Source organism: Arcobacter iocasae, assembly GCF_042214795.1.
GTDB classification, from domain to species: domain Bacteria; phylum Campylobacterota; class Campylobacteria; order Campylobacterales; family Arcobacteraceae; genus Arcobacter; species Arcobacter iocasae.
In genome coordinates this window covers 2741705-2765216 of record NZ_CP090177.1, presented here as the reverse complement: position 1 = coordinate 2765216, position 23512 = coordinate 2741705, and the positions used below count along the sequence as shown (strand labels likewise).

Below are 23512 nucleotides of genomic sequence, written 5' to 3'. Positions count from 1 at the left end.
TTTTCCTATAAGAATATATTATTTACTTAAAGCTTCTTCTTTTGCTTTAAACTGAGAAATTTCTTTTGCGAAAGTTTTTAAATTCTCTTTAGAAAGATTTATTAATAAACCTTTCATCACAAGGTTATCTTTTCTTCCCGTTTTAAAATCAATTAATTTTTGAAATAACTCTTCTTCTGTTTGTCCAATTAAATTAGCTCCCATGAGTTTTTTACCATTTTGCATTCCTGAGCCATCAATTCCATGGCAAGAAGAACATTTACTTTTATAATTATTACTAACTTCAAACTTAAGACTGTTTCCAGCTTTTTCTTTTAAAGCTTTTAATTTTTCTTGTTCAATATCTTTTTCTTTTAGTGGAGTAATTTTTATCTTTTGTTGAAATGTTTGTATATCTTCAATAATATGTCCTGCTTCTCCACCTTGGAATGCTGTTCCATTTTTATATGAAAATATCATCAAACCAATAATTATAAGCGTTGAAATTATTGCAATTATATTTTTCATTTTAATTCCTTAACCTCTTTATTAAATCTGTAAATTTCTTTTGAGATTTTTTTTATCTCATCTTCATCCATTTGACTTACAAGTTCTGCCATAAGAACATTTGCATTTTTATTCTTTTTGAACTTCATAATACTATTAAAAATAGAATCATAATCTTTATTTAATAATGATGGTCCAATTATTCCATTAGCATAATCATTATGACAAGCGGAACACTTAACAATAAAATCTTTACTAAGCTTTTTTACAAGCATTGATATTCTAATTTCATCATATGGAGTTTTAATATGCATATTTGCATCAACAATACTTCTAGGTTTTACTCTAATAGAAGCATCTTTATTAGCAGGTTGAGAATTTTGATCATATTCACTTTTTACATCATAATCCATATAATATGATTTGTCTTCCATTCCTGTTTTTTCTTTTTGTACAACTTTTATTTCTTTTATATTTTTGTTTTCTTCTATTTCTATTTTTAAAGGAGCTTGTGCCTCTACCTTTTCATTTTTAGTAACTTTTTCTTCTTCTTTATCAAAACAACCTAAAAACAGAAAAGAAAGAGCTGTAACCAGCAATATTTTTTTTATCATGATTTAATTCCTTTAATATAATAATCTTCATAAGACAATCTTGGTTTTACTACAATTGCAGGTTCATTTGCAGGGCATAATTCTTCACATACTCCACACCCAATGCAGCCTTCATAAACTTCAGGTTTTTTTCCATTATCACTACTTATCATTGAAATTGCACCCAATGGATTAGGAATAGGACACATATCAGCACATATTGTGCACTGCTTACCTTCGAACTTATCTAATTTTATTAACATATCTTTTTCAAGTTTAGTTATATTATTTTGATTATTAGTAAAATCATGGATTCTCTTACTAAATCCACTTGGTACGGGAGTATTACTCAATGCTAAGCATTTATTAGGAAACTCTAAAACAGCTATTCCCATTTCCGCATCTTCTGCTTTTTCAACCTTATGATTTAATGCTCCACTGGGACAGGCAAGGACACAGGGAACAGCGCTACATGCATAACAACCTCTTTCTCTTGGATCAATATAGGGAGTTCCAATTCCATGTCCTTTTATTAAATCAGAAAGTTTAATAGAGTGATATGGACAAACTTGCAAACATTGACCACATTTAATACATAAAGCCAAAAACTCTTTTTCTGTAACTGCACCAGGAGGTCTTAATCTCATCTCAGCTTGCAATAAATGTGGACTAATCACTACTCCAGCACCAAAAGTTAAACCCAGTATTCCAAGTGTTGAAAACTTAATAAAATTTCTTCTATCTTTTTCTATATTTTTCATTATTGAATCCTCAAAATTTCAACTTAGGTTCTTTATCTTGCAATAAGAATATGGGTTCACTAAAAGGAGCTAACTTTGCTAGAAAGTTCAATAAAGAAATTACAGGAGAACCATAAAAGAACTTAACATCTGGATTATAAGACCAAAGTTGATCTGCATATTGAAAAACTTTATGGGGAGAATCTCCTATATTGTCTTTATTTATATCAAAACCTTCATAGTTATCCCAATAATTCCCTACAATCACATTTTTATCCGTTTTTGAACCTCTACTATCATTTATTATATCCTCGATATTTCCTTGGATTGCATTCCCTTTTATGATATTATTTTCACTAATTGAATGGAAATGAATAGCTTCTGAATTGTATAAAATTTTATTATTTTCAATCCAGTTATTTGTATCTGGTTCAAAAGGCGATCTATCTATATATATACCTTGAGCACAATATAAAACAGTATTGTTTTTTATTATAAAATTTGAAACATCTTTAAGCCCAATACCCATACCTGTACTACCTAATGAACTCTTTATAATATTGCCTGTTGCTATAGTATCTTGGCTATACATAAAAAATATACCTACAGAATTAAACTGATAAATATTATCTTTTACAAAGTTTTTCCCAGCATACATAAAATGTAAAGAGTATCTATTATACTCTCCAAAATTATTTGATATTTCATTCCCATGTGAATACCAAACGACCACATCTCTTGATTTAACAATTTTATTTTTTGTGATGATATTATCATTGGAATACCAAAGTCTAAGACCATCTCCTCTTAAACCTAAATCTAAATCTTTTGATGTAATATAGTTATTTGATATTATTGAATTATTTGTCATTGAAACATCAATACCAAATAAAGAATCTCTTATAATGCAATTTGATATTTCAGACTGTCTTGAATTTGATATTTTTATTCCTGCATCAAGACCTTCATGTCTATCTCCACTTCCTTGAATAGTAAGATTTTTCAAAGTTACAAAAGGACTTTTAATTTGAATAACAGTACCTTCCCCACCTCCATCGATAATTACATCATCTTCTTTTCCTATAATAGTTAAAGGCTTATTTATTATAATAGAACCTCTATATATACCTTTTGGTAATTTTAAAATAGAACCTACAGGGGCATTATCAATAGTCTCTTGTAATAAATTTGCTAACAAAAAATTAGAAAATATAAAACATAATACAAATATAATTCGTAACATTTTTAAACCTTATCTTCCATTTCTTTTATAGCTCTATTTCTAGAAAGTACAGCTAATAAACTAAATAAACCTATTAGCAACAAAGCATAAAATCCAATCGTTGGATAAGAATGCGTTGTAAATTGGGCGATTTTCCCATCACCAAATACGGTTGGCATAAAAGGTTTGATTTTAAAAGCTCCCCAATCATGTAAATTATGTCCAAACCAATATAACCAATATGAATATTCTGCAACAAAGATTAAAGGTAAGGCAGTTGATATATACATTATGTATGTTAATACTTTTTTATTATATAAAATAAAATATATCATAAATAAAGAAAGCCCTAAAAGAGCATATAGTCCAATTTCTCTTTCAATTCTTCCACCTCTCCACATAGGATCCATGCCTACATAATGGTTTATTGTATTCATTTCATGCACTTCTCCAGAAAATCCATCAAAATGAAAATAGACAGGTATACCTTCTGGAAAAGCTTTTTTAGGGTAATTTGGTGCTTCAAGAGAACAAGACCAAATAGGAAAAGATGCAACTCCTATTTCTGATGAAGTTTTAATCATCATCTTTAAATCATTGTAAGCTTCTTCAGGAGTTGTTGTACTTTTATATCTTCCTTTATTATAAAAATTCCAAACATTTATTGCAAGGGTAGAAATTTCCCCAACTTTGTTATTATAAATTTTATTTAATGTCCCATGAAAAGTAATCATTGGAAAGGTAAATGCTAATGTCATAATAACTAATGCTATACTTGCATAAATTTTTGATTTAAAAAAACTTGAATACATTTTCATCCTTAAATTTAATTTTTACAGTACAAAAGAAACAATTTATACTGTAAAAATTATAGTAATAAAGAGGAAGATTGAACTTCCTCTTTTATATTTAGATTTTAGAAAAGATTTGCATTTTCATCAACCCATTTAAGATATTCAATAATATCTTTTACTTCTTCTTTATTCATATGTTGATTAGGCATCTTTAAATTGAAATAATCAATCATTGCTTTAACATATGGTTCTTTATATTTTGATTCAGGTGATAGAATAAATTTACTAACCCAATCTACACCATTTTCATGTCTTGATAAAACACCAGTTAAATCAGGACCTGATGAAACTTTTCCTATTACATGACACCCATTACATCCACCTTCTGCAAAAGTATTCTCTCCTCTTATAGCAGCAGAGCTTTGTTTTGTAGCAATCTTTCTAACTAATGCATCTTTTGCCCTTATTCCTACATCTGCTGTTTTAACCATTAATTGCCAAATCATATTTTCATATAAAATAGCTTTTTCTATATCGCCTTTTTTAAGAGCTTCATTTGCTTTTTTCTTTTGTTCTGGAATTTGATTATATTGATCAAAGGCATCTGTTACTAAATCAGCGACAACTTTGTGTTCTTGAAATTTATTGTCTTTTAAAAATTTAACTACTGATTGAATAACTGTATCAGTAGCATTATTAACTGCTACAGTTTTGTCATATTCAACTTTTAATTCTTCAGAACTCATAGATTTCATTTTGAGCTTTTGTGCACTTTCATATTTTTTATTAGGATCTTTAACTAATAAATAACCCATCATTTCTAAATGTAAAGCAGAACAAAACTCTGTACAATAGTATGGGAATACACCTTCTTTATCTGCTACAAATTCTAACTCACTAGTTTCACCTGGCTCTAATGAACCATGAATATTGTAATTATCAACTGTGAATCCATGAGTTTCATCTTGCGCTCTTTCAAGATTTGTCATGTAAATTGTGACTTTATCACCTTTATTAACAGTAATTCTCTCTGGATTAATATGAGATCTAACCAATGTCGCATAAACTTTTACATGATTTCCATTTCGCTCAATTCTTTCTTCACCTGCTAAAGTTTTTCCAATATGTTGTTTTCCTGTTTTTGTATTTGTTCCCATCTCATATCGCACATGAGGATGAAGTTTACTTGCCCTAATTGCAACTGCTTGGTGAGGTTCACCTAAAGGAAGAGGCATATCTACTAATAAATCCATCTTTTTACCACTGATATCAATTAATTGATGATTTTGTGGATGAAGAGGACCAACATTTTGAAATCTGTCAATTGAAAGTTTATTTAATGCAATAATATAATCACCTTGAGGATCAGCAGTTTTACCTTCCATTCCAGCTAAGTGACCAATATTGTAATGCACATTTACTTTATCAATAACTTTTAAATCTTTGAAATTCCATTTAACCACTTGAGAATCAACATATAGTGAAGTGTAAATTTCTCCATCTTTAGGTGAATATTGATTATGTAATGGCCCAAGTCCTAATTCTACTTGACCATGCAGTGATTTTTTCATATCTAAAATTGGAATACCATAAGGATCTTTACCTACGAACTCTTTTTTTTCAATTAACTTTTTTATTTTTTTAAAGTCATAAACAGATGCATGAGTATCTAATTTACCACAAACAACTAAGTATTGTCCTGTAGGATCAACATCAACACCATGGGGAGACTTAGGTTCAGGAATTAAAAATAAAGCATCATTTTTAACAGCAATATCCATTGAAATCACTTTATGGTTATTTATCATTTTTACATTTTTAGGATCTTTTGATAATTCATAAAGTTTTCTCCAATTATATACATGTAAAAAGTCAGTATCATTTCTTGACATACCAGCTTCATTTGGCGGCATTCCTACTTCAATTCCACCTGTATACATTTCAGTGTTAAATGAATTTGTAAATCCCCATCCATCGCTTATTCCTTTCCCAGAATCAGATAAATCTTGCATATATGGAGGCATTTCTATTGTAAATGAATCTTTAGGCTTAATTCTTCCTATTTTTGGATCAAATTTCCAAACAGTTACTCCACCTCTATAAGTTTCTTTATAATCTTCAATAGGATGATATTCATTATCAAAAGGGGCAGCATATTGTGCAGCCTCTAAAATATGTTCTGAATTTGGAGTAAAAAATGATCCACCATGCTCTGATTTAAATACTGGATTCACAACAATTTGTTTAGTTTCAAAATCTTCTAAATCAATTACAGCAATTCTTGGATTAGCTTTATCATTAATAACTAACCATCGCCCATCATACTTTCCATCTTTTTCTGATAAAGCTGGGTGATGAGTATCACCCCAATTAATCTCTTTACCTCTTATATTCCCTTGTCTTAAGACTTTTAGAGAATCTTTATCAAAACCATACCCTTGCCAAGGTTCAGGTGTAAATACAGCAATATATTTAAGTATTCTCATTGAAGGTACACCATAAACAATCATTTGTCCTGATTGCCCACCTGATGAAAACACAACATATTTGTCTTTTACTCCAGTAGGATTGTAAGTCTTTGCAGCTCTAACTACATCAATTTCTGAGAGACCTCTTTCTTTCATAACCTTAGATAATTCACCAGTATCTCCTGATGCAACAGAAGTGACAAGTGCAGTACCTAAAACTAATGAAAAAAATTTATTACACGACTTCCTCATCTTATATTCTCCTTTTTTCTTACATAATATAAGTATACCAATGCAAGAAACATATAATATTGACAAATATCAATGAAAGATCATATTAAATAAAACTTGACCTTTAAAATTAATATTTAATCTTAAAGAAAGTTTACAATAAGTTGAGTTTCTTTTAAGTCGCTGTAATTAAAAATTATAAAAAAAATATAAGTTTAAATTTATTCTATTATATAACCTAATTTTGAAACACTTTTAATAACATCTACTTTTAATTTTTTTCTTAGTTTAAAAACAAGGTTTTTCAAGGCACTTGGAGGAGCTTCTTCATAAATATATAGTTTATCTTCAATATCAGATTTAGTAACTAATGTACCTTTATGTGCTAAAAGTATTTCAAAGAAAGAGATTTCTTTATTTGTAAGAAGAATATTATTTCCTTTAGAGATAAAATTTTTATTATCATAATCATAAAAATTCTGATTTCCAAGATTTATAATGGTCTTTGAATTTTTTAATAAAATATTTGCACATGATTCAAGTAATTGGGATAAGTTAATTTCTCGAATAGGTTTTATTGCATATTCGACTAAAGACAATTTAATAGATTCTAATAAAAAACTTTGATCAGTATATGCACTTGTAACGATTATAGGGATATTTTCATTTTCTTTCCTAATAATTTTTATTAAGTCTAACCCATTTAATTTTGGCATTTTAAGATCTGTTATAAGAATATCTGGTTTACATCTATTATAAATTTCAAAAGCCTCTTCTCCATCTGAAGCAGTATAAACTTCATTAACATAAAGTAATAAAATTTTTTTAAAACTATTTCTTAAATTTTCTTCATCCTCTGCTAAAAGAATAGTAGATTTTTTTAGTTTAATTTCACATCTTTCTTTCATTTTTAATCCATAAATTAATTTTTAGCAAATTATGATACCATTATATTTTTAAAATATTTAGGATATTTATGTTTGAAAGTCTAAGTTTCACAAAAAAATACATTTTAGCTTTAACTATTATTGCATTTCTATCCTTACTAGCATTTTTCAATTTAAGTAAGCTTTTAGCCATTCAATCTAATGATGCAAAACTTGTAAATATGAGTGGTAATCAAAAAATTTTTACAAGAGAAATTGCTTTTTTTGCAATTTATTATAAAATTGACAAGTTAAAAATTAAAATTGAAGAGATGGAAAAAGCACACAAAAAACTTACATCTTTAAAAATGTCAAAACAACTACATTCTATATATTATGGTGAAAAAACAAATTTAGATGAAAAGGTTAAAAGATATCTTTTTCATGCAAAAAGATTTTATACTAATAGAAATGGACTAAGTCAAAATTATGTTTTAAAGAATTCAGAAAAACTATTAATAGATTTAGAAAAAGCTGTAATTATTTATTTAAAAGAAGCACAAGAAAATACAAAAAAAATACAACAAATCGAAACATATATTTTAATTCTTACTTTGATTACACTACTTTGTGAAGCACTATTTATTTTTATGCCAGCTAACAAAAAAATTAATAAACGTACAAATGAATTAATAAGAGAAAAAGAATTTTCTAATGCAGTTATTGAATCAAGTACAAATGCAATTATTACATTAAATAGTGAATTAAAAATTAAAACATTTAACAAAGAAGCAGAAGATATATTTAAATACACAAAAAAAGAAATGCTAAATAATGCAAAATTCACAGAAATAGTTCCAGATAAATATGATATTTTAAATTTAAAAAATTTAAAAAAAATTCAAGAAGTAGAAGCAATAAATAAAAAAGGAGAAAGTTTTCCTATAAGAATTTCTTTTGATACATGTGGAGAAAATGAAGAAATTGCAATTGTTGTCAATATTCAAGATATCTCAAAAGAAAAATTAAATGATAAAATTCTTGAACAACAATCGAAATTTGCTGCTTTAGGTGAAATGATTGCAATTATTGCTCACCAATGGAGACAACCACTATCACAATTAAGTTTTAATTGCATGTATATCAGAAAAAAGACAAATGATAAAGAAATTATGCGTGAAGCAATTGATAATGAAGAGATTATTCAATTTATGTCAAAAACAATTACAAACTTTCAAGATTTTTATAAAAAAACTGATAATACAATTTTTAATCCTATTATATCTATCGAACAAGCTTTGAAGATTGTAGATTCTATATTAAAATTGAATCAAGTAGAACTAAAAAAAGAGATTGATTCGAAAATAAAAATCTTTGGTAATTCAAATAGTTTAGCACATATTGTTTTGTCAATTATTCAAAATAGTATAGATATCGTAAAGTTAAATAAAATAAAAGTTCCCTCAATTACAATCAGTTTAAAAGACACAAAACAACATATTATCTTATGCATTCGTGATAATGCAGGTGGAATAAAAATAGATCCAATCGAAGATATATTTAAACCCTTTAATACAAAAAAAGAAAAAGCATCTACAGGAATTGGGCTTTATATGTCAAAAATAATTATAAAAAATCAATTTAATGGAACAATTGAAGCAAAGAATATTCATAATGGAGCAGAGTTTATCATCCTTTTACCTCATTAATTTTGAATAATATTTTAAAATTCCACAATAATTTTTATTTATTGGTAAATAATAAGATATAACAATTAATAATAAAATTACACTAAGCCAAAGTGTAGGTATAATACGAAATTTCAATCGAACATATTTTAAACCTATAAAATAGTTTATTATTAATTGCCCTTTAATAAAAGTAATTAAAACCAAAATAAATAATAATCCAAATAGAAAAATCTCCTGGAGGATATTGTTCTTTAACTACACAATTTTGAAACATCACAACTCTTTTTAAAATGTAAAGATATCAGTTTTTCAAGTACTTCTAAAACATCATCTTCATCACTAAGAGATTCTACAATCGAATGCATACAAGCTTCATAAGGATCAAATCCTTTTGTAATAAGTTTTGCTGCATAAATAAGCAATCTTGTAGAGACTGCTTCTTGTATATCACTATCACTAAGTTGACGAATCTCTCCTGCGATATTTACAAGTTTTTGTGCAATCTTTTCATCGACATTACTTTCTTTTATAATAATTTCTTTTTCTATATTAGCTATTGGATAATTAAAACTAAGGGAGATAAAACGCTGTTTAGTACTAGGTTTCATTCCCTTTAGAATATTTTGATAACCAGGATTATAAGAGACAACTAACATAAAATCTGGGTGAGCTACTATAACTTCTCCAGTCCTATCAATGGGTAAGATACGTCTATAGTCGGCAAGGGAATGTAAAACTACAGTTGTATCTTTTCTAGCTTCAATAATCTCATCAAGATAACAGATACCTCCATTTCTTACAGCTTTTGTAAGTGGTCCATCTTGCCAAAAAGTACCTTTTTCATCTATAAGATGACGCCCAACCAAATCAGCAGCACTTAAGTCATCGTGACAAACAACAGTATAAACATCTAGCCCTAGTTCTTCACCCATAGACTCAATAAAACGTGTTTTACCACATCCTGTCGGTCCTTTTATTAAAATTGGTAAATTCATTGAAGCAGCAGCCATAAAAAGTTCCACTTCATTTGATTGTTGTAAATAATAAGTTTTAGACATATTAATTTCCTTTAGTTAAATTCATGTATATTTCAGGTAGTACCTTGGGAAGTTTTTTAGGATCACGAATGACAGCATATGCATTATGTCCAAAAAGATAAGGTAAATACTCTTTTGCATCCATATCAATAGTAATACAAAAAGGAATAATTCCTTTTTTCTTTACTTCTTCAATAGCTTTTTTAGTATCTTCTATACCATAACGCCCATCATATTTGTCCACATCATTTGGCTTTCCATCGCTAAGAATAAGCAAAAGTTTATTTTTACTCTGCTGTTTATCCAAAATCTTAACACTTTCTCTTATTGCAGCTCCCATACGAGTGTAATATCCTGGCTTTATTGCATTTATACGACCGCGTGCTAAATCAGTATATTTCTCTTTAAAATTTTTGATAATATGAAAATTAACTTTTGTGTTTTTTATAGATGAAAAAGTATAAATAGCAAAGCGATCTTGAAGTCTGTAAAGTGATTCTGAGAATACCATCAAAGCATCTTTAATCATATCTATGACACGGATTTCTTGTGTTATTCCAGCTTCTGTTGAAAGGGATACATCCGCTAAAATCAATATTGAAATATCTCTTGTTTTTCTTTCATAAGTCTCAAAAAATCTTTGAGAATGATTTGAACAGTTTTTATGACTTTTATAATCAATCCATGAATCAATATTAATCTCATCACCATAAGGAAGATTATCTCTTTTGATTCGGTCAAGTTCCATCAAATCCAATTCATGTTGAATTTTTTTCATCATTTTTACATGTCGTTGTGGTAATTTTATGGGTTCTACATTTATCCAAATAAATGGTTTTATACAGACATAATTTTTCAAATAACACTCTTTTTTATAATCCCATTCATCGATAAAATGCCCTTTTCCAAGAGGATATTCTTCAAGAGTTTCTGCTGATATATCTAAATCCATTTTAAGTCTTGAAGAAAGATTTGCATCTTTTTGTCCTAATGTTATTTCATCTAATATTTCTGCATTATAAAGAGCATCTTCATCAAAAGTATCATTTTCTTGTCTATCAACATTAACCTGTTCCAAAAGACTCATAAGTGATTCAGGCAAAAATAATAAAAGACCATCTGTTTCTTTTTTATCATTAATTTGCTCAGCTTTTTTTTTCATCTTTAATGTTTCAGTCTCATCTTGCTTTTCTTTTTCTCTTAATGGTTCATCTTCATCATCAAAATCAAGTAACTTATTGCTATTTGATAAGGCAGGATAAATCCATAAGGGGCTTAAATATTGATGGTTTAAAAATTCCAAAGAATTTTTAATCATAAACTCTTGTGCATAATCATAAAATTCTCTAAATCCAGAATATTTTTCTACAAGAAAACTAATCGTTTTCATATTTTCTTCTATTATATTATTACTGTTTATATTGATTTTACTTAACATTGCAATAAGCCAGTAATAATGCATCTCATTATATTTTTTAGAAGGAAAGTAAGCTAATGAAGCAGGCAAATAAATCCCTTTTTCATCCTGCCAAGAAAGAAAAAAAGTTTTGCCTGTTCCTGAAATCTTTTCAAAAAAAGTTCGTGAAGTTTTTATAAATCTTTTGTCAGTAATATTTATACTTTTAGCTTTATCACCTCCTAAGAGGTGATAAAATATTTTTAAAGCTCTACTTCTTTCAGAAAAGAACACCTGTTCTTCTTCATAAATACTAGATGTTTTTTTTGTTAAATATTTAGCCCATAACTTTCCAACTTTTTCATCCATCTTTAATTGCCTACCTTTACCTCTTTAACAAAGAAACTGTAAAAATATGTCAATAATCCAACAAAAACCATTAGTCCAAATAATAAACGAATTCCATAAACTACTGATAATTTTGCTTGTGTAGCCATGAAACTAAGAGCATGAGCTGAATCAGGGATTCTTTGCATTTCAATTTGCATTATTCCAGCAACAGTTAGAGCCAAGGTAAGTCCTATCATACCAATAACCATCAACCAGAAACTTGTCAATTCTACTTTTTGCGCTTTAGGTCCATTTCCATGTGGACGACCTCTCAGAATCGGCATAGAATAAGATATCAAGGTAAAACATATCATAACATATGCACCAAAAAATGATAAATGTCCATGTGCTGCTGTTAACTGCGTACCATGTGTATAAAAATTTACAGGTGCAAGTGTATGCATAAAACCCCAAACTCCAGCTCCTAAAAATGATACAATAGCTGTACCTTTAGCCCAAGTAAGTGCTATTTTATTATTATGTTGTATACGACGATTTTTTGTCATGCTAAAAGCAAAAAGTATCATTAGAAAAAATGGAATTGGTTCAGCAGCTGAAACAATAGAACCTATCCATAACCAATATCCAGGAGTTCCAATATAAAAAAAGTGATGCCCTGTTCCTGCTAATCCAGAAATCAATGTCATCGCAATAATTAAATACAACCATTTATCTATGTGTTCTCGGTCAACACCTGTTGTTTTAATTAATACAAATGCTAAAAGTGCACCCATAATAAGTTCCCAAGTACCCTCAACCCATAAATGAACAACAAACCACCAGAAAAACTTATCCATAACAAGATTATCTGGAACATAAAATGCGAATAGAAAGAAAAATGCTAGTCCAAATAAGCCTGTTAGTAAAATAATCGATATAGTCGTTCTTCGACCTTTGAATACAGTCATCGTTACATTTAAGATATAAGATAAAACAACAAAAACAATACCTATTTTAGTAATAGTGGGCTGTTCTAAAAATTCACGCCCCATAGTTGGCCATAACTCATTAAATGTAATTTCTGCTAAAGTTGCATAAGGCACAAACAAATAACCTAATATTGTTAGTACACCTGCTACTGCAAATACCCAAAATGTAATTTTTGCTAATAAGGGGCTCCACAACTCCCTTTCACTTTCCTCTGGAATAAGGTAATAAGTAGCACCCATAAATCCAAATAATAAAAGAACAATAAGCAAATTAACATGTACCATACGAAGTACATTAAATGGAATAGCGGGAAATAAAAAATCGCCATATAGGTATTGTATTCCCATGCTAATACCAAAAAGAATTTCTCCTGCAAGAAGAATTAGTGCAAAAATAAAATATGGCTTTGCGACCATTTGTGATGAATATTTCATACGGTTTCCTTATCCTTGAATATTTGGTGGCCACTCTTGAGTATTAACTTTTGATGTCCAAATTAAAAAATCTGCAAGACTATTTATTTGTTCTGGCGTTAAATTAAACTGTGGCATTTTTCTTCTATTAGGAATATCTAATGGTTGAGCAGCCATCCATCCTGATAAATATGCTTTAAATGCTTTTTCATTACTTTCACCCAATCGTTTAAATGCATTACCTAGCTCAGGAGCATAATAAGCACCCTCACCTAATATAGTATGACATCCTACACAATTGTTATTTTCCCATACTTTTTTACCAAGAGCAACAGACTTTGTAATTTCTTCATCATGACTTAGTTCTGGAATTTTATTAACAGTATCAAAGGTAAGTCCTGCAAATACCAAAATCGCAAAAAGACCTCCACCAAAGTAGATGTTTTTGGCCATATTTTTAGTAATACGCTCACTCATTTTAACTCCTTATTTATATTCTACCTTTAAGTAGTAATTGAAATAGTATCAAATTTTCTTTAATTCTACCTTTAAGTAGTAATTAAAAGTATCTTGAATATAATTAAATTAATATATCAAAGGATTCATATGCAATTACACAATACATCACAATATGCTGTTAGAATTTTAAGTTACATTACAAATCAAAAGAATGAAACTCTCCTTAGCGCAAAAGACTTATCAGAGAAGTTATCAATTCCATATAAATTTTTAACTAAAATTATGGGAGAACTTGTACGGACTGGTTTAATTAAATCAATTAGAGGAAGAGAAGGTGGATACGAACTAAATAAAGCTGCTTCAAAAATTACAATTTCGGATATTTTAGATATATTTAATGATTCACTCAATGAAGAACGATGTATCTTAGGTATAGGTTATTGTGATTGCTCAAATAAATGTGTCTTACATGATCAATGGATTGAGCCAAAAAATTTAATACAAAAGATGTTTAAAGAAACTACTTTAGACAATCTTACAAATGAAGAAGGTAAGATATAAAAAATAATTATTGAGTAAAAAATTACTTAATTTATTTTAATAAGCCAGTTTAAATTGAACTTCTTATTTTAAAGGTTGATTTAGAGTATACGCAATATTATACTTATAAAGCTACATAAAAGCACACTTATTAAATATTAGAAAGACACATACAAACTTATGTATTATGTACTTTTTATTAATAAAACAAAAGAATAATCAACTCATTTTAAATAATTTCATTCGTCTTCTTTAGCAAATTTTTCATATAAGAAACTAAGTATCGCTTCTCTACATCTTATATATTCAGGATCTTTTTGAAGTTCAACTCTATTTCTTGGATGTGGTAAGTTTACTTCTAAAACTTCTCCAATAGTTGCACTAGGTCCATTTGTCATCATTACAACCCTATCACTTAATAAAACAGCTTCATCAATATCATGGGTTATAACTATTACTGTGTTTTTCACACTTTGTTGTATTCGCATTAAGTGTTCTTGTAAATTTGCTCTTGTTAGAGAATCTAGTGCTCCAAAAGGTTCATCCATAAGTAATACTTCAGGTCTTATTGATAAAGCCCTTGCAATCCCTACTCTTTGTTTCATACCACCTGATATTTCACCTGGAAACTTATCTCTAGCAGCGGTTAAATTAACCATATCGACAAACATATCAACTCTTTGTTCAAGTTCTATTTTATTAAGTTCTGGCATCACTTTTTTAACTGCTAATTCAATATTTTGAAATACTGTAAGCCAAGGTAATAGTGAGTGATTTTGAAAAACAACAGCTCTTTCTGGACCTGGTCCATTTACTTCTTTATTATTTAAAAACACCCCACCTGAACTAACCGTATCAAGTCCTGCAATCATATTTAATAATGTACTCTTACCACAACCACTATGTCCAATTATTGCTACTATTTCATCTTTTTTTATTTGTAAATTTACATCTTTTACTGCAACATATTCTTTACCATTTGGTAAAGGGAAAACTTTATCTACAAACTCTAAACTCAAAAACTTCTTTTCCATAATTAAACTCTCTTTCTATAATCAAAAAAATCTGCAATTTTTCCCATAATAACATCTAGCATAAATCCAACTAAGCCCACAATAATAATCCCTATAATAATATTAAAATAGTTTAGATTGTTATACTCATCCCAAATCCAAAATCCAATCCCAATACCACCTGTTAACATCTCTGCTGCAACAATTACAAGCCAAGCAATACCAAGACTAAGTCTCATACCTGTAAAAATATATGGAACTGCAACTGGTAAAATTATCTTTCTTATTTTTTCTAAGGGAGTAAACTGTAGAACCTTTGCCACATTCATATAATCTTCACTTACACTTTTAACACCAAGTGAAGTATTTATAATAATTGGCCAAATTGAAGTTACAAAAATAGTTGAAATTGCGGTTGCATTTATATCTTGAAATACAAAAAGTAAAAGCGGTAACCATGCCAAAGGAGATACTGGTTTAAAAATTTGAATAAATGGTTCAAATGCAATTTGAAAGTTTTTACTCATGCCAATAGCTAAACCAACAGGAACACCTACAATAATTGCTAGAATAAATCCAGAAAAAACCCTTTCAAGTGAATTCATTACTTGCCAAAAGATACCTTTATCATCTTGATTTGTAATATAAAAAGGGTCTGATAATACTCCTATTACTTCATCACCATTGCTATCTGTTCCACCAAATGCATGTACAAAAGTATCTGTTGGTGTTGGAAAATTGTGAACATTTTGTGCAATAGTTGACCATATAGCTACTATTATAAAAAATACAATAGCTGGCAGAACTATTTTTTTTAAATTATTTGTATTCATACTTTACCTTTGATTTTTTGCTTTAAGAGATTACTCATACTAATACTTGAATATGCCTACTTTAAATATTAATATCAATAATTATTAAAAGAGGAAAATTCCTCTTTTATTTTTTTGTTACATACTTCGGATCTGCGCACCCAGCTGGTCCATAAGGACATACATATGCAGGTTGTTTTGTTTCAACTGTCCAATTATTTGCTTTAGCCAACTCTTCTTTTGATACTAATGAGTTTTGAACTTTAAAATCATAAATATAATCAACTGCTTTATTTGGATCCCAAACTTTTCCATCTAAAAATTTATTGTATTCATCAACGCCATCTTTTTTCCAAGGACTTGGAGGCAATGTATAGCCAACCTCTTTTGCAACAACTGCAAATAAATCAGGTCTATAAACTTTTTCTATCACTTCTTTCATATTTACAGCATGGTCAAGTTGTCCCCATCTGTAAATTTGAGTAATAAACCACATTCCATGTGAATAAAACGGATAAGCTGCATAATCATTTGCAAATACATTAAACATAGGATTTTTACTATCAACACCTTTATTATAAAGGAAAGTTCCACTCATTGATTTTCGTAAAACACTAACTGGTGCTTTAACATAATTATTTTGTGCTAAATATTTTATAGCTTCTTCTCTATGTTCCCAAGATTCATCTAACCACATTTGAGCTTTTAAAACAGCTCTCATAACTGCTTTTGTTGTTTCTGGATTTTTCTTTACAAAATCTGCTCTTGATTGTAAAACTTTTTCTGGATTGTTATTCCAAATATCATAATTTGTTACAAGGGCACTTCCTGCACCTTTTAATACAATTCTTGAATTCCAAGGTTCACCAACACAATAACCTTCAATATTTCCAGCAATCAAATTTGAAGGCATCGTTGGAGGTGGAAAAGGTTTGATTGTACAATCTTCATCTGGCTTAATACCACTTGCTGCCATCCAATATCTTAATTCATAGTTGTGAGTTGAAACAGGATGTACCATACCAAAAGTAAGAGGTTTATAGTTTGCTCCCTCAGCTTTGTGCTTAGCATCAATGTACTTTTTTAAACTCTCAGCACTTACTGGTCTTTTTGTTTTATCCAAACCATATTTTTCCATCTCTTTTATAATGTTATTACCATAAGTAATTGCATTACCATTTAAATCAAGTGATAAAAGGGCTACAAGGTTTGCATTTCCATTTATTCCAAGAGTTGCTGCAATTGGCATACCAGCAAGTGCATGAGAAAAATCATATTCGCCACTAATTACTTTTTGTTGAATTCCAGGCCATCCACCTCCCTCTTTTACAACATGTACATCTAAACCTTCTGCTTTAAAAAAACCTTTTTCTTTAGCAATTACTAGTGGAGCACAATCAGTTAAAGCGATAAACCCTATTTTTAATTTAGTTTTTTCTGGTGTAGCCATTAAAGTTGATGCTACAACTGAAAGACCAAGACCTATTTTTAACACTTGTTTCAACATGAGATTTCCTTAATTTTATTTATTTCAAATAATGATGGATAAATTATATACTATTTTTTAATGTAAAATTTAACTTAATTGTATATTTTATATACAATTATTCTTAATTTTTAATGAATTTTTTTTATATAATAACACTATATATAATAAAAAAGGCAAATTATGATTAAGTCTGTATGTGGCTATTGTGGTGTTGGTTGTGGAATAGAATTTGATACTTCTAAACTTATTGGAGACATATCATATCCTACAAATGAAGGATTATTATGTGCAAAAGGAGCATCAGAACTTCATACAATTGAAACATCATCAAGATTATTAAGACCACAGATAAAACAAGATGGTAAATTTAATACAATAGATTGGGATACTTCAATTAAATATATAAGTTCTAAAATAAAAAAAAGTGAGCCAGAAAGAGTTGTCTTTTATTTATCTGGGCAACTTTTAACAGAAGATTATTATATTGCTAATAAATTAGCAAAAGGTTTTATAAATACAAATAATGTAGACACAAATAGTAGAACCTGTATGGCAAGTGCCGTAGTAGCTCACAAGAAAGCTTTTGGAGTTGATTATGTTCCAGTTAGAATGAAAGATATAAAAAAAGCAAATTTATTAATTCTAGTAGGTTCAAATGCAGCAGAAGCCCATGTAGTCTTTTTTAATAAAATAAAAAAAGAGTTAAAAAGAGGATTAAAACTTGTTGTAATAGACCCAAGAATTACACCCACAACAAAAGCCGCCCATTTACATCTACAAATAAATGTAGGAAGTGACATCGACTTTTTCAATCTTGTTTGTCAAAGATTAATTACTGATGAAAAAATAGATACCAACTATATAGAAAAATACACAAATAATTTTGAAACATATAAAAATAAGCTTTCAAGAGAAGCAAAAACTAAAATGCTAAAAAGAACTGGTTTATCAAAAGAGCAGTTTGAAGAGTTTATTACAATGTTTTATGAAAATGAAAATATCATAAGTGCTTGGACAATGGGATTAAATCAAAGTGTTCAAGGAGTAGATAAAAATTTAAGCCTCATTAATATGCACTTAATCACAGGGAAAATAAACAAAGAAGGAAATGGACCTTTTTCACTAACAGGTCAACCAAATGCCATGGGAGGAAGAGAAGTAGGAGGATTGGCTACAACGCTAGCTATTCATTTGGATTTTGAAGCTGAATCAATAAAAAAAGTAGAAGAATTTTGGAAAACATCTGGAATAAAAAATAAAAGAGGACTAACCTCTTGTGAAATAGTTGATGAAGCTTTAAAAGGAAATGTAGAAGTTTTAATTATCTCACATACAGATCCTATATATCATCTTCCAAATAGAGCAAAAGTTGAAAAAGCTTTTAGAAATATTCCTCTTATAGTTGAAATTAACGCCTATGAAAATTCAGAAACATCTGAGTTTTCACATATAAGATTACCAGCTTCTCCTTGGGGAGAAAAAGATGGAACGCAAACAAATATGGATAGAACAATAACCAAACAAAAAAAAGTAACAAGAACCTCTATTGATTGTAAACCTGATTGGGAAGTTTTTAAACTTATTGCTTGGGAGTTAGGATTTAAAAAATCATTTGACTATTCCACTGTTGAAGATATATTTAATGAATTTAAAGAGATGACAAAAATAAGTAAAAAAAGACACCTTGATATGCATAATATGAAAGGAGAAACTTTTATTTGGGGAGAAAAGCTTTTTAAAGATAATAAATTTTTAACACAAAATGAAAAAGCTAATTTACATTTTGTAAAAAATGAGAATCTATCAGAAAAAACCTCAAAAGAGTTTCCCTTTATTTTACTAACTGGAAGAACTAGAGATCAATGGCATAGTGGTACAAAAACAGCTCTACTTGATAACCTTAAAAAATTCAAAGCCTTAGAATATGTAGAAATACACCCAAATGATGCAAAAAATTTGGAGATAGAAGATGGAGATATGGTTGATGTAACTTCAGTAAGAGGTGAAATTACCTTAGAAGCAAAAATTACCCCTGATGTAAAAGAAAAGACTGTTTTTATACCAGTAAGTGTAAGAAAGATAAATTATCTGACACTTGATTTAGTAGATAAAGAGTCTTTTGAACCAGATTATAATCATAGTGCAGTTAGAATTAAAAGTATAACAAGGTTATAAGTATTTGTTTTGTTACTTTAGGTGACTTGACACAGAATTTATAACGGTCTCATTAAATGTAAAGATTTCATTTCATTCTATATCCAACCCCAGAAACATTTGAAATATACTCTTGCCCTATTTTTTTTCTCAAATCCCTAACCACACTTCTAATAGCAGACAAACTCATAGATTCGCTACCCCAAACTTGATACTCTATCTCTTCATAAGAGATAGTTTTATTTAAGTCTTTACATAAAAGTTTTAAAAGCATATTCTCTTTTTTATTTAAATGAATAGACTTTTCATCTAGAATTATTTCACTTTTATCAATATCTATAGAGAGATTTTCAGACAATTTTATAATTTGGGGCATTACATTGTCAAGTTTTTCTAAAAAGGCTTTAAACGTATCAAATAAATCATCTTCTATCACTGGTTTAACTATATACCTATCTACTCCATTATGTATGGCATTTATAAGTAGATCTGTATCAGTATGGGCAGATACAATTATTGTAAAAGAAGTTGATTTACGATTTTTAAGCTCTGTAATTAATTCAAAACCACCCATATTAGGCATTTTTAAATCTGTCATTACTATATCTGGGAGATAGTTTTCATATTTCTCAATTCCATCATATCCATCATTTGCTATATAAACTTCTTTAAAAAAGAATTTTAACATTGATGCAATATTCTCTCTTATAACTTTTTCATCTTCCACTAGAAGAATTGTCTTACTTTTTAATCTTGAAATTATATCAGTCATACTTCTTCCTCTTTTTTAGGTATAGAAATCGTAAACTCTGCACCTACTTCATTGTTTTTAACTATCAATAAGCCATTCATATGTTTTTGTATTATCTCTTTAGATATATATAATCCTATTCCTGTACCTCTTGACTCTTTAGTAGTAAAATATGGCTCAAAAATTTTATTGATAATTTTTTCTTCTATCCCACCTGCATTATCTGTGATTTTACAATATATATTTTCTTCATCTTTTAAAATATGTACTTCTATTTTTGGTTTATCAGTATTTCGTTCTATTAAAACATCTTTTGCATTTGAAATAATATTTAATACCACTTGAGAAAATTCACTAGGATAACCAAAAACTATTATCTCTTTATTTGAAAATATCTGGAAATTTATATTATTATTTTGAAGGGTATCTTTTAATATTTTATATGTTTTTCTAACTTCTAAATCCAAATCAAATAATTCTTTTTCTTTATTTGGTTTAAAAAAGTTCCTAAAATCATCAATTGTTTGAGACATATATCCTAACTGTTCATTTGCTTCTTTCATTCTGTCATCTATAAACTTTTTATTCATTCCTTCTGCTATTGCAGTCCATTTTATATTCATCATAATTGCACTTACCGCACTTATTGGTTGTCTCCATTGATGGGCAATATTTCCAATCATCTCTCCAAGTGCTGCCATTTTTGATTGTTGGATTAAGAGATTCTCTTTTTCCCTTTGTTTTTTTACTTCTTCTTGTACTTTTTTGTGTAAAGTTTTATTAAAATCATCTAACTCATTTACTTTTGTTTCTAAAGATTCATTTAGTTTTGAGATTTTTTGTTCATCTCTTCTTTTCATAGTTTCATGAATAATTAGAGTAATTACACCTCCAATAGCAGCAATAATCAGAAAAATAATAGTTAATTTTTTTTCTTTATTAATCTCTTTTAATTGTTCAAACTCATTTGATACATCAAAAGTAACACTAATACCACCTCTTATATCTCCAACTTTGTAGCCTTGTTTCGCATGGCATTTTAAACAATCTTTTTCAATCTTTAAGGCTCCCATAAATTTAAATTTATTATCTTTTATATCCCAATAACTTTGTTTATTTGGATTTTTTTCAAAATAATCGAGTAATATTTTTTCATACTCATCTGGAGCATTATTTTTATTAATAAGTTTATTACTTGTAATTTTTAATTTAAATCCATCCCTTTGACTAGCAATATCAGAAATTTGTCTTGTCATAAAAGCTGGATTTATCCAGACCATTGTTTCATCATTTTTTGACTTTATGAAATTTGGATTTAAATATGGATTTGGTTTTAAGTCTTCTGATTTTACATATACTCCATTATATTGAGCGTTCCAGTGTCTCACATCAACTATTAAGTTAAATATTGTTTGAGCTTTATTTCTCAAATTATCAATTAAAGATTTTTCTTGTAATTGATATGAATTTTTAATTGTAATACCAATTAAAAAAAATAGTGACAATAAAAAGAATACAAATAGATAAATAATAGATTTTTTGATAATAATCCTTTTTTACTATTATAAACACTAATGTATTATCTATTTTTATTTTTATGTATAAAATATATACAGAAAAATTTATTTTTCCCATTTTTTTCCTCACTTTATTTGTTTTAATTCCTTATCTTAAAAATACAAATATAAAAAGGAGTATTTATGGCTTATTTAGAACCATCTGAATTTGTTACTAAAATGGTTGACTCAGGAGAGTCAAAAATATACATGTCTACAAAAGACACTTTAATTAGAGGATATATGGCTGGAGCAATTCTTGCTCTTGCTGCAATATTTGCAATAACAGTTGCTATGAAATCTGGTTCTCCAATATTAGGAGCATGTTTATTCCCAGTTGGATTTATTATGCTTTATTTGATGAAGTTTGATCTTTTAACAGGTGTATTTATGTTAGTTCCTTTGGCTCTTTTAGATAAAAGACCAGGTGTTACAGTAAAACAAGTTCTTAGAAATTGGGGACTAGTTGCTCTTGGTAATTTATTAGGAGCTTTAACTGTTGCTTTTATGATGGCTTTTATTTTCACATATGGTTTTAATACTGATGGAGGACCAATAGCTAAAAAAGTAGCAGGTATTGGAGAAGCTAGAACTCTTGGATATTCTGCGTATGGACTTGAAGGTTGGATTACTGTATTTATTCGAGCTATGTTATGTAACTGGATGGTCTCAATGGGTGTTGTTGGAGCAATGATATCAACAACAGTAAGTGGTAAAGCCATAGCTATGTGGATGCCAATTATGCTTTTCTTCTTTATGGGATTTGAACATTCTATCGTAAACATGTTTTTATTTCCGTTCTCATTAATTATGGGTGGAAACTTTACAATCGCTGATTATTTATTATGGAATGAATTACCTGTTGCAGCAGGAAATTTAGTTGGTGGATTAGCTTTTACAGGACTTACACTATATGCAACACATATCAAAACTGGTGAGAAAAGAACACTAAATAATTCTTTATCTAATAATGCAGCATAAAAGAACTTTATAGGTCAAAAGCCTATAAAGTCCTTAAAAAAAAGGAATATACAATGAATAAAGTAGAAATGACAGAAGAAATAATTTTGGCTAAAAAAAGTCTTGATATCTCATGGGAAGAAATAGCCGCAAAAGTAGGTTTAGCTCCTGTGTTTCTCACATCAGCCTGTCTTGGAATGAATAGTCTAAAAGAAGAATACGCAAAAAAGCTTTGTGAAGTTTTAGAGCTATCAGATGAAATTGCAATTTTATTGCAAGAGTATCCAATGAAAAACTGGGATAAAACAATTCCCAATGATCCTGTAATTTATAGATTTTATGAGATAGTTGGTGTTTATGGTGAAACTATAAAAGAAATTATTGGGGAAAAATTTGGTGATGGTATTATGAGTGCCATTGATTTTTCAATGGATATAGATAAAGAAAAAAACCCAGCTGGTGACAGAGTAAAAATTACAATGAATGGTAAATTCTTACCTTATAAATCATGGTAAAACTCT

The 23512-nt window shown here is 28.6% G+C and carries 21 protein-coding genes; 5 read left to right on the top strand and 16 right to left on the bottom strand.

Annotated elements, in window-relative coordinates; genetic code table 11:
* Positions 1 to 18: 18 nt before the first annotated feature.
* From LXN10_RS13905 to LXN10_RS13875, 7 genes are all read right to left on the bottom strand, one after another.
* On the bottom strand, positions 19 to 507 hold the full coding sequence (locus tag LXN10_RS13905) for a c-type cytochrome (protein ID WP_375723580.1): 489 nt from the start codon (positions 505 to 507) through the stop codon (positions 19 to 21).
* Positions 504 to 1100, bottom strand: coding sequence for a c-type cytochrome (locus tag LXN10_RS13900; protein WP_375723579.1), 597 nt, complete (start codon positions 1098 to 1100; stop codon positions 504 to 506). The genes LXN10_RS13905 and LXN10_RS13900 overlap by 4 nt, the downstream gene beginning before the upstream one ends.
* Complete coding sequence (locus LXN10_RS13895) at positions 1097 to 1840, bottom strand: 4Fe-4S dicluster domain-containing protein (protein ID WP_375723578.1); 744 nt, start codon at positions 1838 to 1840, stop codon at positions 1097 to 1099. Before LXN10_RS13895 ends, LXN10_RS13900 begins: the two co-directional genes overlap by 4 nt.
* A gap of 10 nt (positions 1841 to 1850) precedes the next feature.
* Positions 1851 to 3062: a nitrous oxide reductase family maturation protein NosD gene (locus LXN10_RS13890; RefSeq protein ID WP_375723577.1), complete on the bottom strand. Its 1212-nt coding sequence runs from the start codon at positions 3060 to 3062 to the stop codon at positions 1851 to 1853.
* 2 nt (positions 3063 to 3064) lie between these two features.
* Positions 3065 to 3853 carry a cytochrome C gene (locus tag LXN10_RS13885; RefSeq protein WP_375723576.1) on the bottom strand — a complete coding sequence of 263 codons (789 nt, stop codon included), beginning with the start codon at positions 3851 to 3853 and terminating at the stop codon, positions 3065 to 3067.
* A 104-nt stretch (positions 3854 to 3957) separates the two neighbouring features.
* Positions 3958 to 6555, bottom strand: a complete 2598-nt coding sequence (nosZ, locus tag LXN10_RS13880; RefSeq protein ID WP_375723575.1) for a Sec-dependent nitrous-oxide reductase — start codon at positions 6553 to 6555, stop codon at positions 3958 to 3960.
* A 200-nt stretch (positions 6556 to 6755) separates the two neighbouring features.
* Positions 6756 to 7442, bottom strand: coding sequence for a response regulator transcription factor (locus LXN10_RS13875; RefSeq protein WP_129101356.1), 687 nt, complete (start codon positions 7440 to 7442; stop codon positions 6756 to 6758).
* A gap of 68 nt (positions 7443 to 7510) precedes the next feature.
* On the opposite strand from LXN10_RS13875, the gene LXN10_RS13870 reads away from it, so the two are divergent.
* Positions 7511 to 9109, top strand: coding sequence for a PAS domain-containing sensor histidine kinase (locus tag LXN10_RS13870; protein WP_375723574.1), 1599 nt, complete (start codon positions 7511 to 7513; stop codon positions 9107 to 9109).
* Positions 9110 to 9342: 233 nt separating this feature from the next.
* Here LXN10_RS13870 and LXN10_RS13865 read toward each other — a convergent pair whose 3' ends face one another.
* From LXN10_RS13865 to LXN10_RS13850, 4 genes are read right to left on the bottom strand one after another with little or no spacing between them, the layout of a single operon-like run.
* Positions 9343 to 10149 (bottom strand): CbbQ/NirQ/NorQ/GpvN family protein, encoded by an 807-nt coding sequence (locus LXN10_RS13865; RefSeq protein WP_375723573.1) that lies wholly within the window; start codon positions 10147 to 10149, stop codon positions 9343 to 9345.
* Between the two features lies 1 nt (position 10150).
* On the bottom strand, positions 10151 to 11893 hold the full coding sequence (locus LXN10_RS13860) for a nitric oxide reductase activation protein NorD (RefSeq protein ID WP_375723572.1): 1743 nt from the start codon (positions 11891 to 11893) through the stop codon (positions 10151 to 10153).
* A 2-nt stretch (positions 11894 to 11895) separates the two neighbouring features.
* Positions 11896 to 13278 carry a cbb3-type cytochrome c oxidase subunit I gene (locus tag LXN10_RS13855; RefSeq protein WP_129101360.1) on the bottom strand — a complete coding sequence of 461 codons (1383 nt, stop codon included), beginning with the start codon at positions 13276 to 13278 and terminating at the stop codon, positions 11896 to 11898.
* Between the two features lie 9 nt (positions 13279 to 13287).
* Entirely contained in the window at positions 13288 to 13734 is a 447-nt protein-coding gene (locus LXN10_RS13850; protein WP_375723571.1) for a c-type cytochrome, read from the bottom strand.
* A gap of 129 nt (positions 13735 to 13863) precedes the next feature.
* Between LXN10_RS13850 and LXN10_RS13845 the strand changes: the two genes are divergently transcribed.
* Positions 13864 to 14277 carry an RrF2 family transcriptional regulator gene (locus LXN10_RS13845; protein ID WP_375723570.1) on the top strand — a complete coding sequence of 138 codons (414 nt, stop codon included), beginning with the start codon at positions 13864 to 13866 and terminating at the stop codon, positions 14275 to 14277.
* Positions 14278 to 14495: 218 nt separating this feature from the next.
* Here the strand turns inward: LXN10_RS13845 and LXN10_RS13840 are convergent, their stop codons facing one another.
* The 3 genes from LXN10_RS13840 to LXN10_RS13830 all read right to left on the bottom strand — a co-directional run bounded on the left by LXN10_RS13840 (position 14496) and on the right by LXN10_RS13830 (position 17588).
* Positions 14496 to 15290: an ABC transporter ATP-binding protein gene (locus tag LXN10_RS13840; protein WP_375723569.1), complete on the bottom strand. Its 795-nt coding sequence runs from the start codon at positions 15288 to 15290 to the stop codon at positions 14496 to 14498.
* Positions 15291 to 15292: 2 nt separating this feature from the next.
* Positions 15293 to 16102: a nitrate ABC transporter permease gene (gene ntrB, locus LXN10_RS13835; protein ID WP_375723568.1), complete on the bottom strand. Its 810-nt coding sequence runs from the start codon at positions 16100 to 16102 to the stop codon at positions 15293 to 15295.
* 106 nt (positions 16103 to 16208) lie between these two features.
* Entirely contained in the window at positions 16209 to 17588 is a 1380-nt protein-coding gene (locus LXN10_RS13830; protein ID WP_375723567.1) for a CmpA/NrtA family ABC transporter substrate-binding protein, read from the bottom strand.
* Positions 17589 to 17750: 162 nt separating this feature from the next.
* Here LXN10_RS13830 and LXN10_RS13825 point away from each other — a divergent pair, with 162 nt between their 5' ends.
* Positions 17751 to 19745: a molybdopterin oxidoreductase family protein gene (locus LXN10_RS13825; RefSeq protein WP_375723566.1), complete on the top strand. Its 1995-nt coding sequence runs from the start codon at positions 17751 to 17753 to the stop codon at positions 19743 to 19745.
* A gap of 67 nt (positions 19746 to 19812) precedes the next feature.
* Here the strand turns inward: LXN10_RS13825 and LXN10_RS13820 are convergent, their stop codons facing one another.
* Together LXN10_RS13820 and LXN10_RS13815 are read right to left on the bottom strand one after the other, a co-directional pair.
* Positions 19813 to 20496 carry a response regulator transcription factor gene (locus LXN10_RS13820; protein ID WP_375723565.1) on the bottom strand — a complete coding sequence of 228 codons (684 nt, stop codon included), beginning with the start codon at positions 20494 to 20496 and terminating at the stop codon, positions 19813 to 19815.
* Positions 20493 to 21980: a c-type heme family protein gene (locus tag LXN10_RS13815; protein ID WP_375723564.1), complete on the bottom strand. Its 1488-nt coding sequence runs from the start codon at positions 21978 to 21980 to the stop codon at positions 20493 to 20495. Before LXN10_RS13815 ends, LXN10_RS13820 begins: the two co-directional genes overlap by 4 nt.
* 195 nt (positions 21981 to 22175) lie before the next feature.
* Here LXN10_RS13815 and LXN10_RS13810 point away from each other — a divergent pair, with 195 nt between their 5' ends.
* Complete coding sequence (locus LXN10_RS13810; protein WP_013134210.1) at positions 22176 to 23012, top strand: formate/nitrite transporter family protein; 837 nt, start codon at positions 22176 to 22178, stop codon at positions 23010 to 23012.
* 53 nt (positions 23013 to 23065) lie between these two features.
* Positions 23066 to 23506 (top strand): cyanase, encoded by a 441-nt coding sequence (gene cynS / locus LXN10_RS13805; protein ID WP_375723563.1) that lies wholly within the window; start codon positions 23066 to 23068, stop codon positions 23504 to 23506.
* Positions 23507 to 23512: the final 6 nt, after the last annotated feature.

Coding starts and splice junctions, on each gene's coding strand:
- LXN10_RS13905 (WP_375723580.1), bottom strand. CDS start 507: ATGAAAAATATAATTGCAATAATTTCAACGCTTATAATTATTGGTTTG.
- LXN10_RS13900 (WP_375723579.1), bottom strand. CDS start 1,100: ATGATAAAAAAAATATTGCTGGTTACAGCTCTTTCTTTTCTGTTTTTA.
- LXN10_RS13895 (WP_375723578.1), bottom strand. CDS start 1,840: ATGAAAAATATAGAAAAAGATAGAAGAAATTTTATTAAGTTTTCAACA.
- LXN10_RS13890 (WP_375723577.1), bottom strand. CDS start 3,062: ATGTTACGAATTATATTTGTATTATGTTTTATATTTTCTAATTTTTTG.
- LXN10_RS13885 (WP_375723576.1), bottom strand. CDS start 3,853: ATGTATTCAAGTTTTTTTAAATCAAAAATTTATGCAAGTATAGCATTA.
- nosZ (WP_375723575.1), bottom strand. CDS start 6,555: ATGAGGAAGTCGTGTAATAAATTTTTTTCATTAGTTTTAGGTACTGCA.
- LXN10_RS13875 (WP_129101356.1), bottom strand. CDS start 7,442: ATGAAAGAAAGATGTGAAATTAAACTAAAAAAATCTACTATTCTTTTA.
- LXN10_RS13870 (WP_375723574.1), top strand. CDS start 7,511: ATGTTTGAAAGTCTAAGTTTCACAAAAAAATACATTTTAGCTTTAACT.
- LXN10_RS13865 (WP_375723573.1), bottom strand. CDS start 10,149: ATGTCTAAAACTTATTATTTACAACAATCAAATGAAGTGGAACTTTTT.
- LXN10_RS13860 (WP_375723572.1), bottom strand. CDS start 11,893: ATGGATGAAAAAGTTGGAAAGTTATGGGCTAAATATTTAACAAAAAAA.
- LXN10_RS13855 (WP_129101360.1), bottom strand. CDS start 13,278: ATGAAATATTCATCACAAATGGTCGCAAAGCCATATTTTATTTTTGCA.
- LXN10_RS13850 (WP_375723571.1), bottom strand. CDS start 13,734: ATGAGTGAGCGTATTACTAAAAATATGGCCAAAAACATCTACTTTGGT.
- LXN10_RS13845 (WP_375723570.1), top strand. CDS start 13,864: ATGCAATTACACAATACATCACAATATGCTGTTAGAATTTTAAGTTAC.
- LXN10_RS13840 (WP_375723569.1), bottom strand. CDS start 15,290: ATGGAAAAGAAGTTTTTGAGTTTAGAGTTTGTAGATAAAGTTTTCCCT.
- ntrB (WP_375723568.1), bottom strand. CDS start 16,102: ATGAATACAAATAATTTAAAAAAAATAGTTCTGCCAGCTATTGTATTT.
- LXN10_RS13830 (WP_375723567.1), bottom strand. CDS start 17,588: ATGTTGAAACAAGTGTTAAAAATAGGTCTTGGTCTTTCAGTTGTAGCA.
- LXN10_RS13825 (WP_375723566.1), top strand. CDS start 17,751: ATGATTAAGTCTGTATGTGGCTATTGTGGTGTTGGTTGTGGAATAGAA.
- LXN10_RS13820 (WP_375723565.1), bottom strand. CDS start 20,496: ATGACTGATATAATTTCAAGATTAAAAAGTAAGACAATTCTTCTAGTG.
- LXN10_RS13810 (WP_013134210.1), top strand. CDS start 22,176: ATGGCTTATTTAGAACCATCTGAATTTGTTACTAAAATGGTTGACTCA.
- cynS (WP_375723563.1), top strand. CDS start 23,066: ATGAATAAAGTAGAAATGACAGAAGAAATAATTTTGGCTAAAAAAAGT.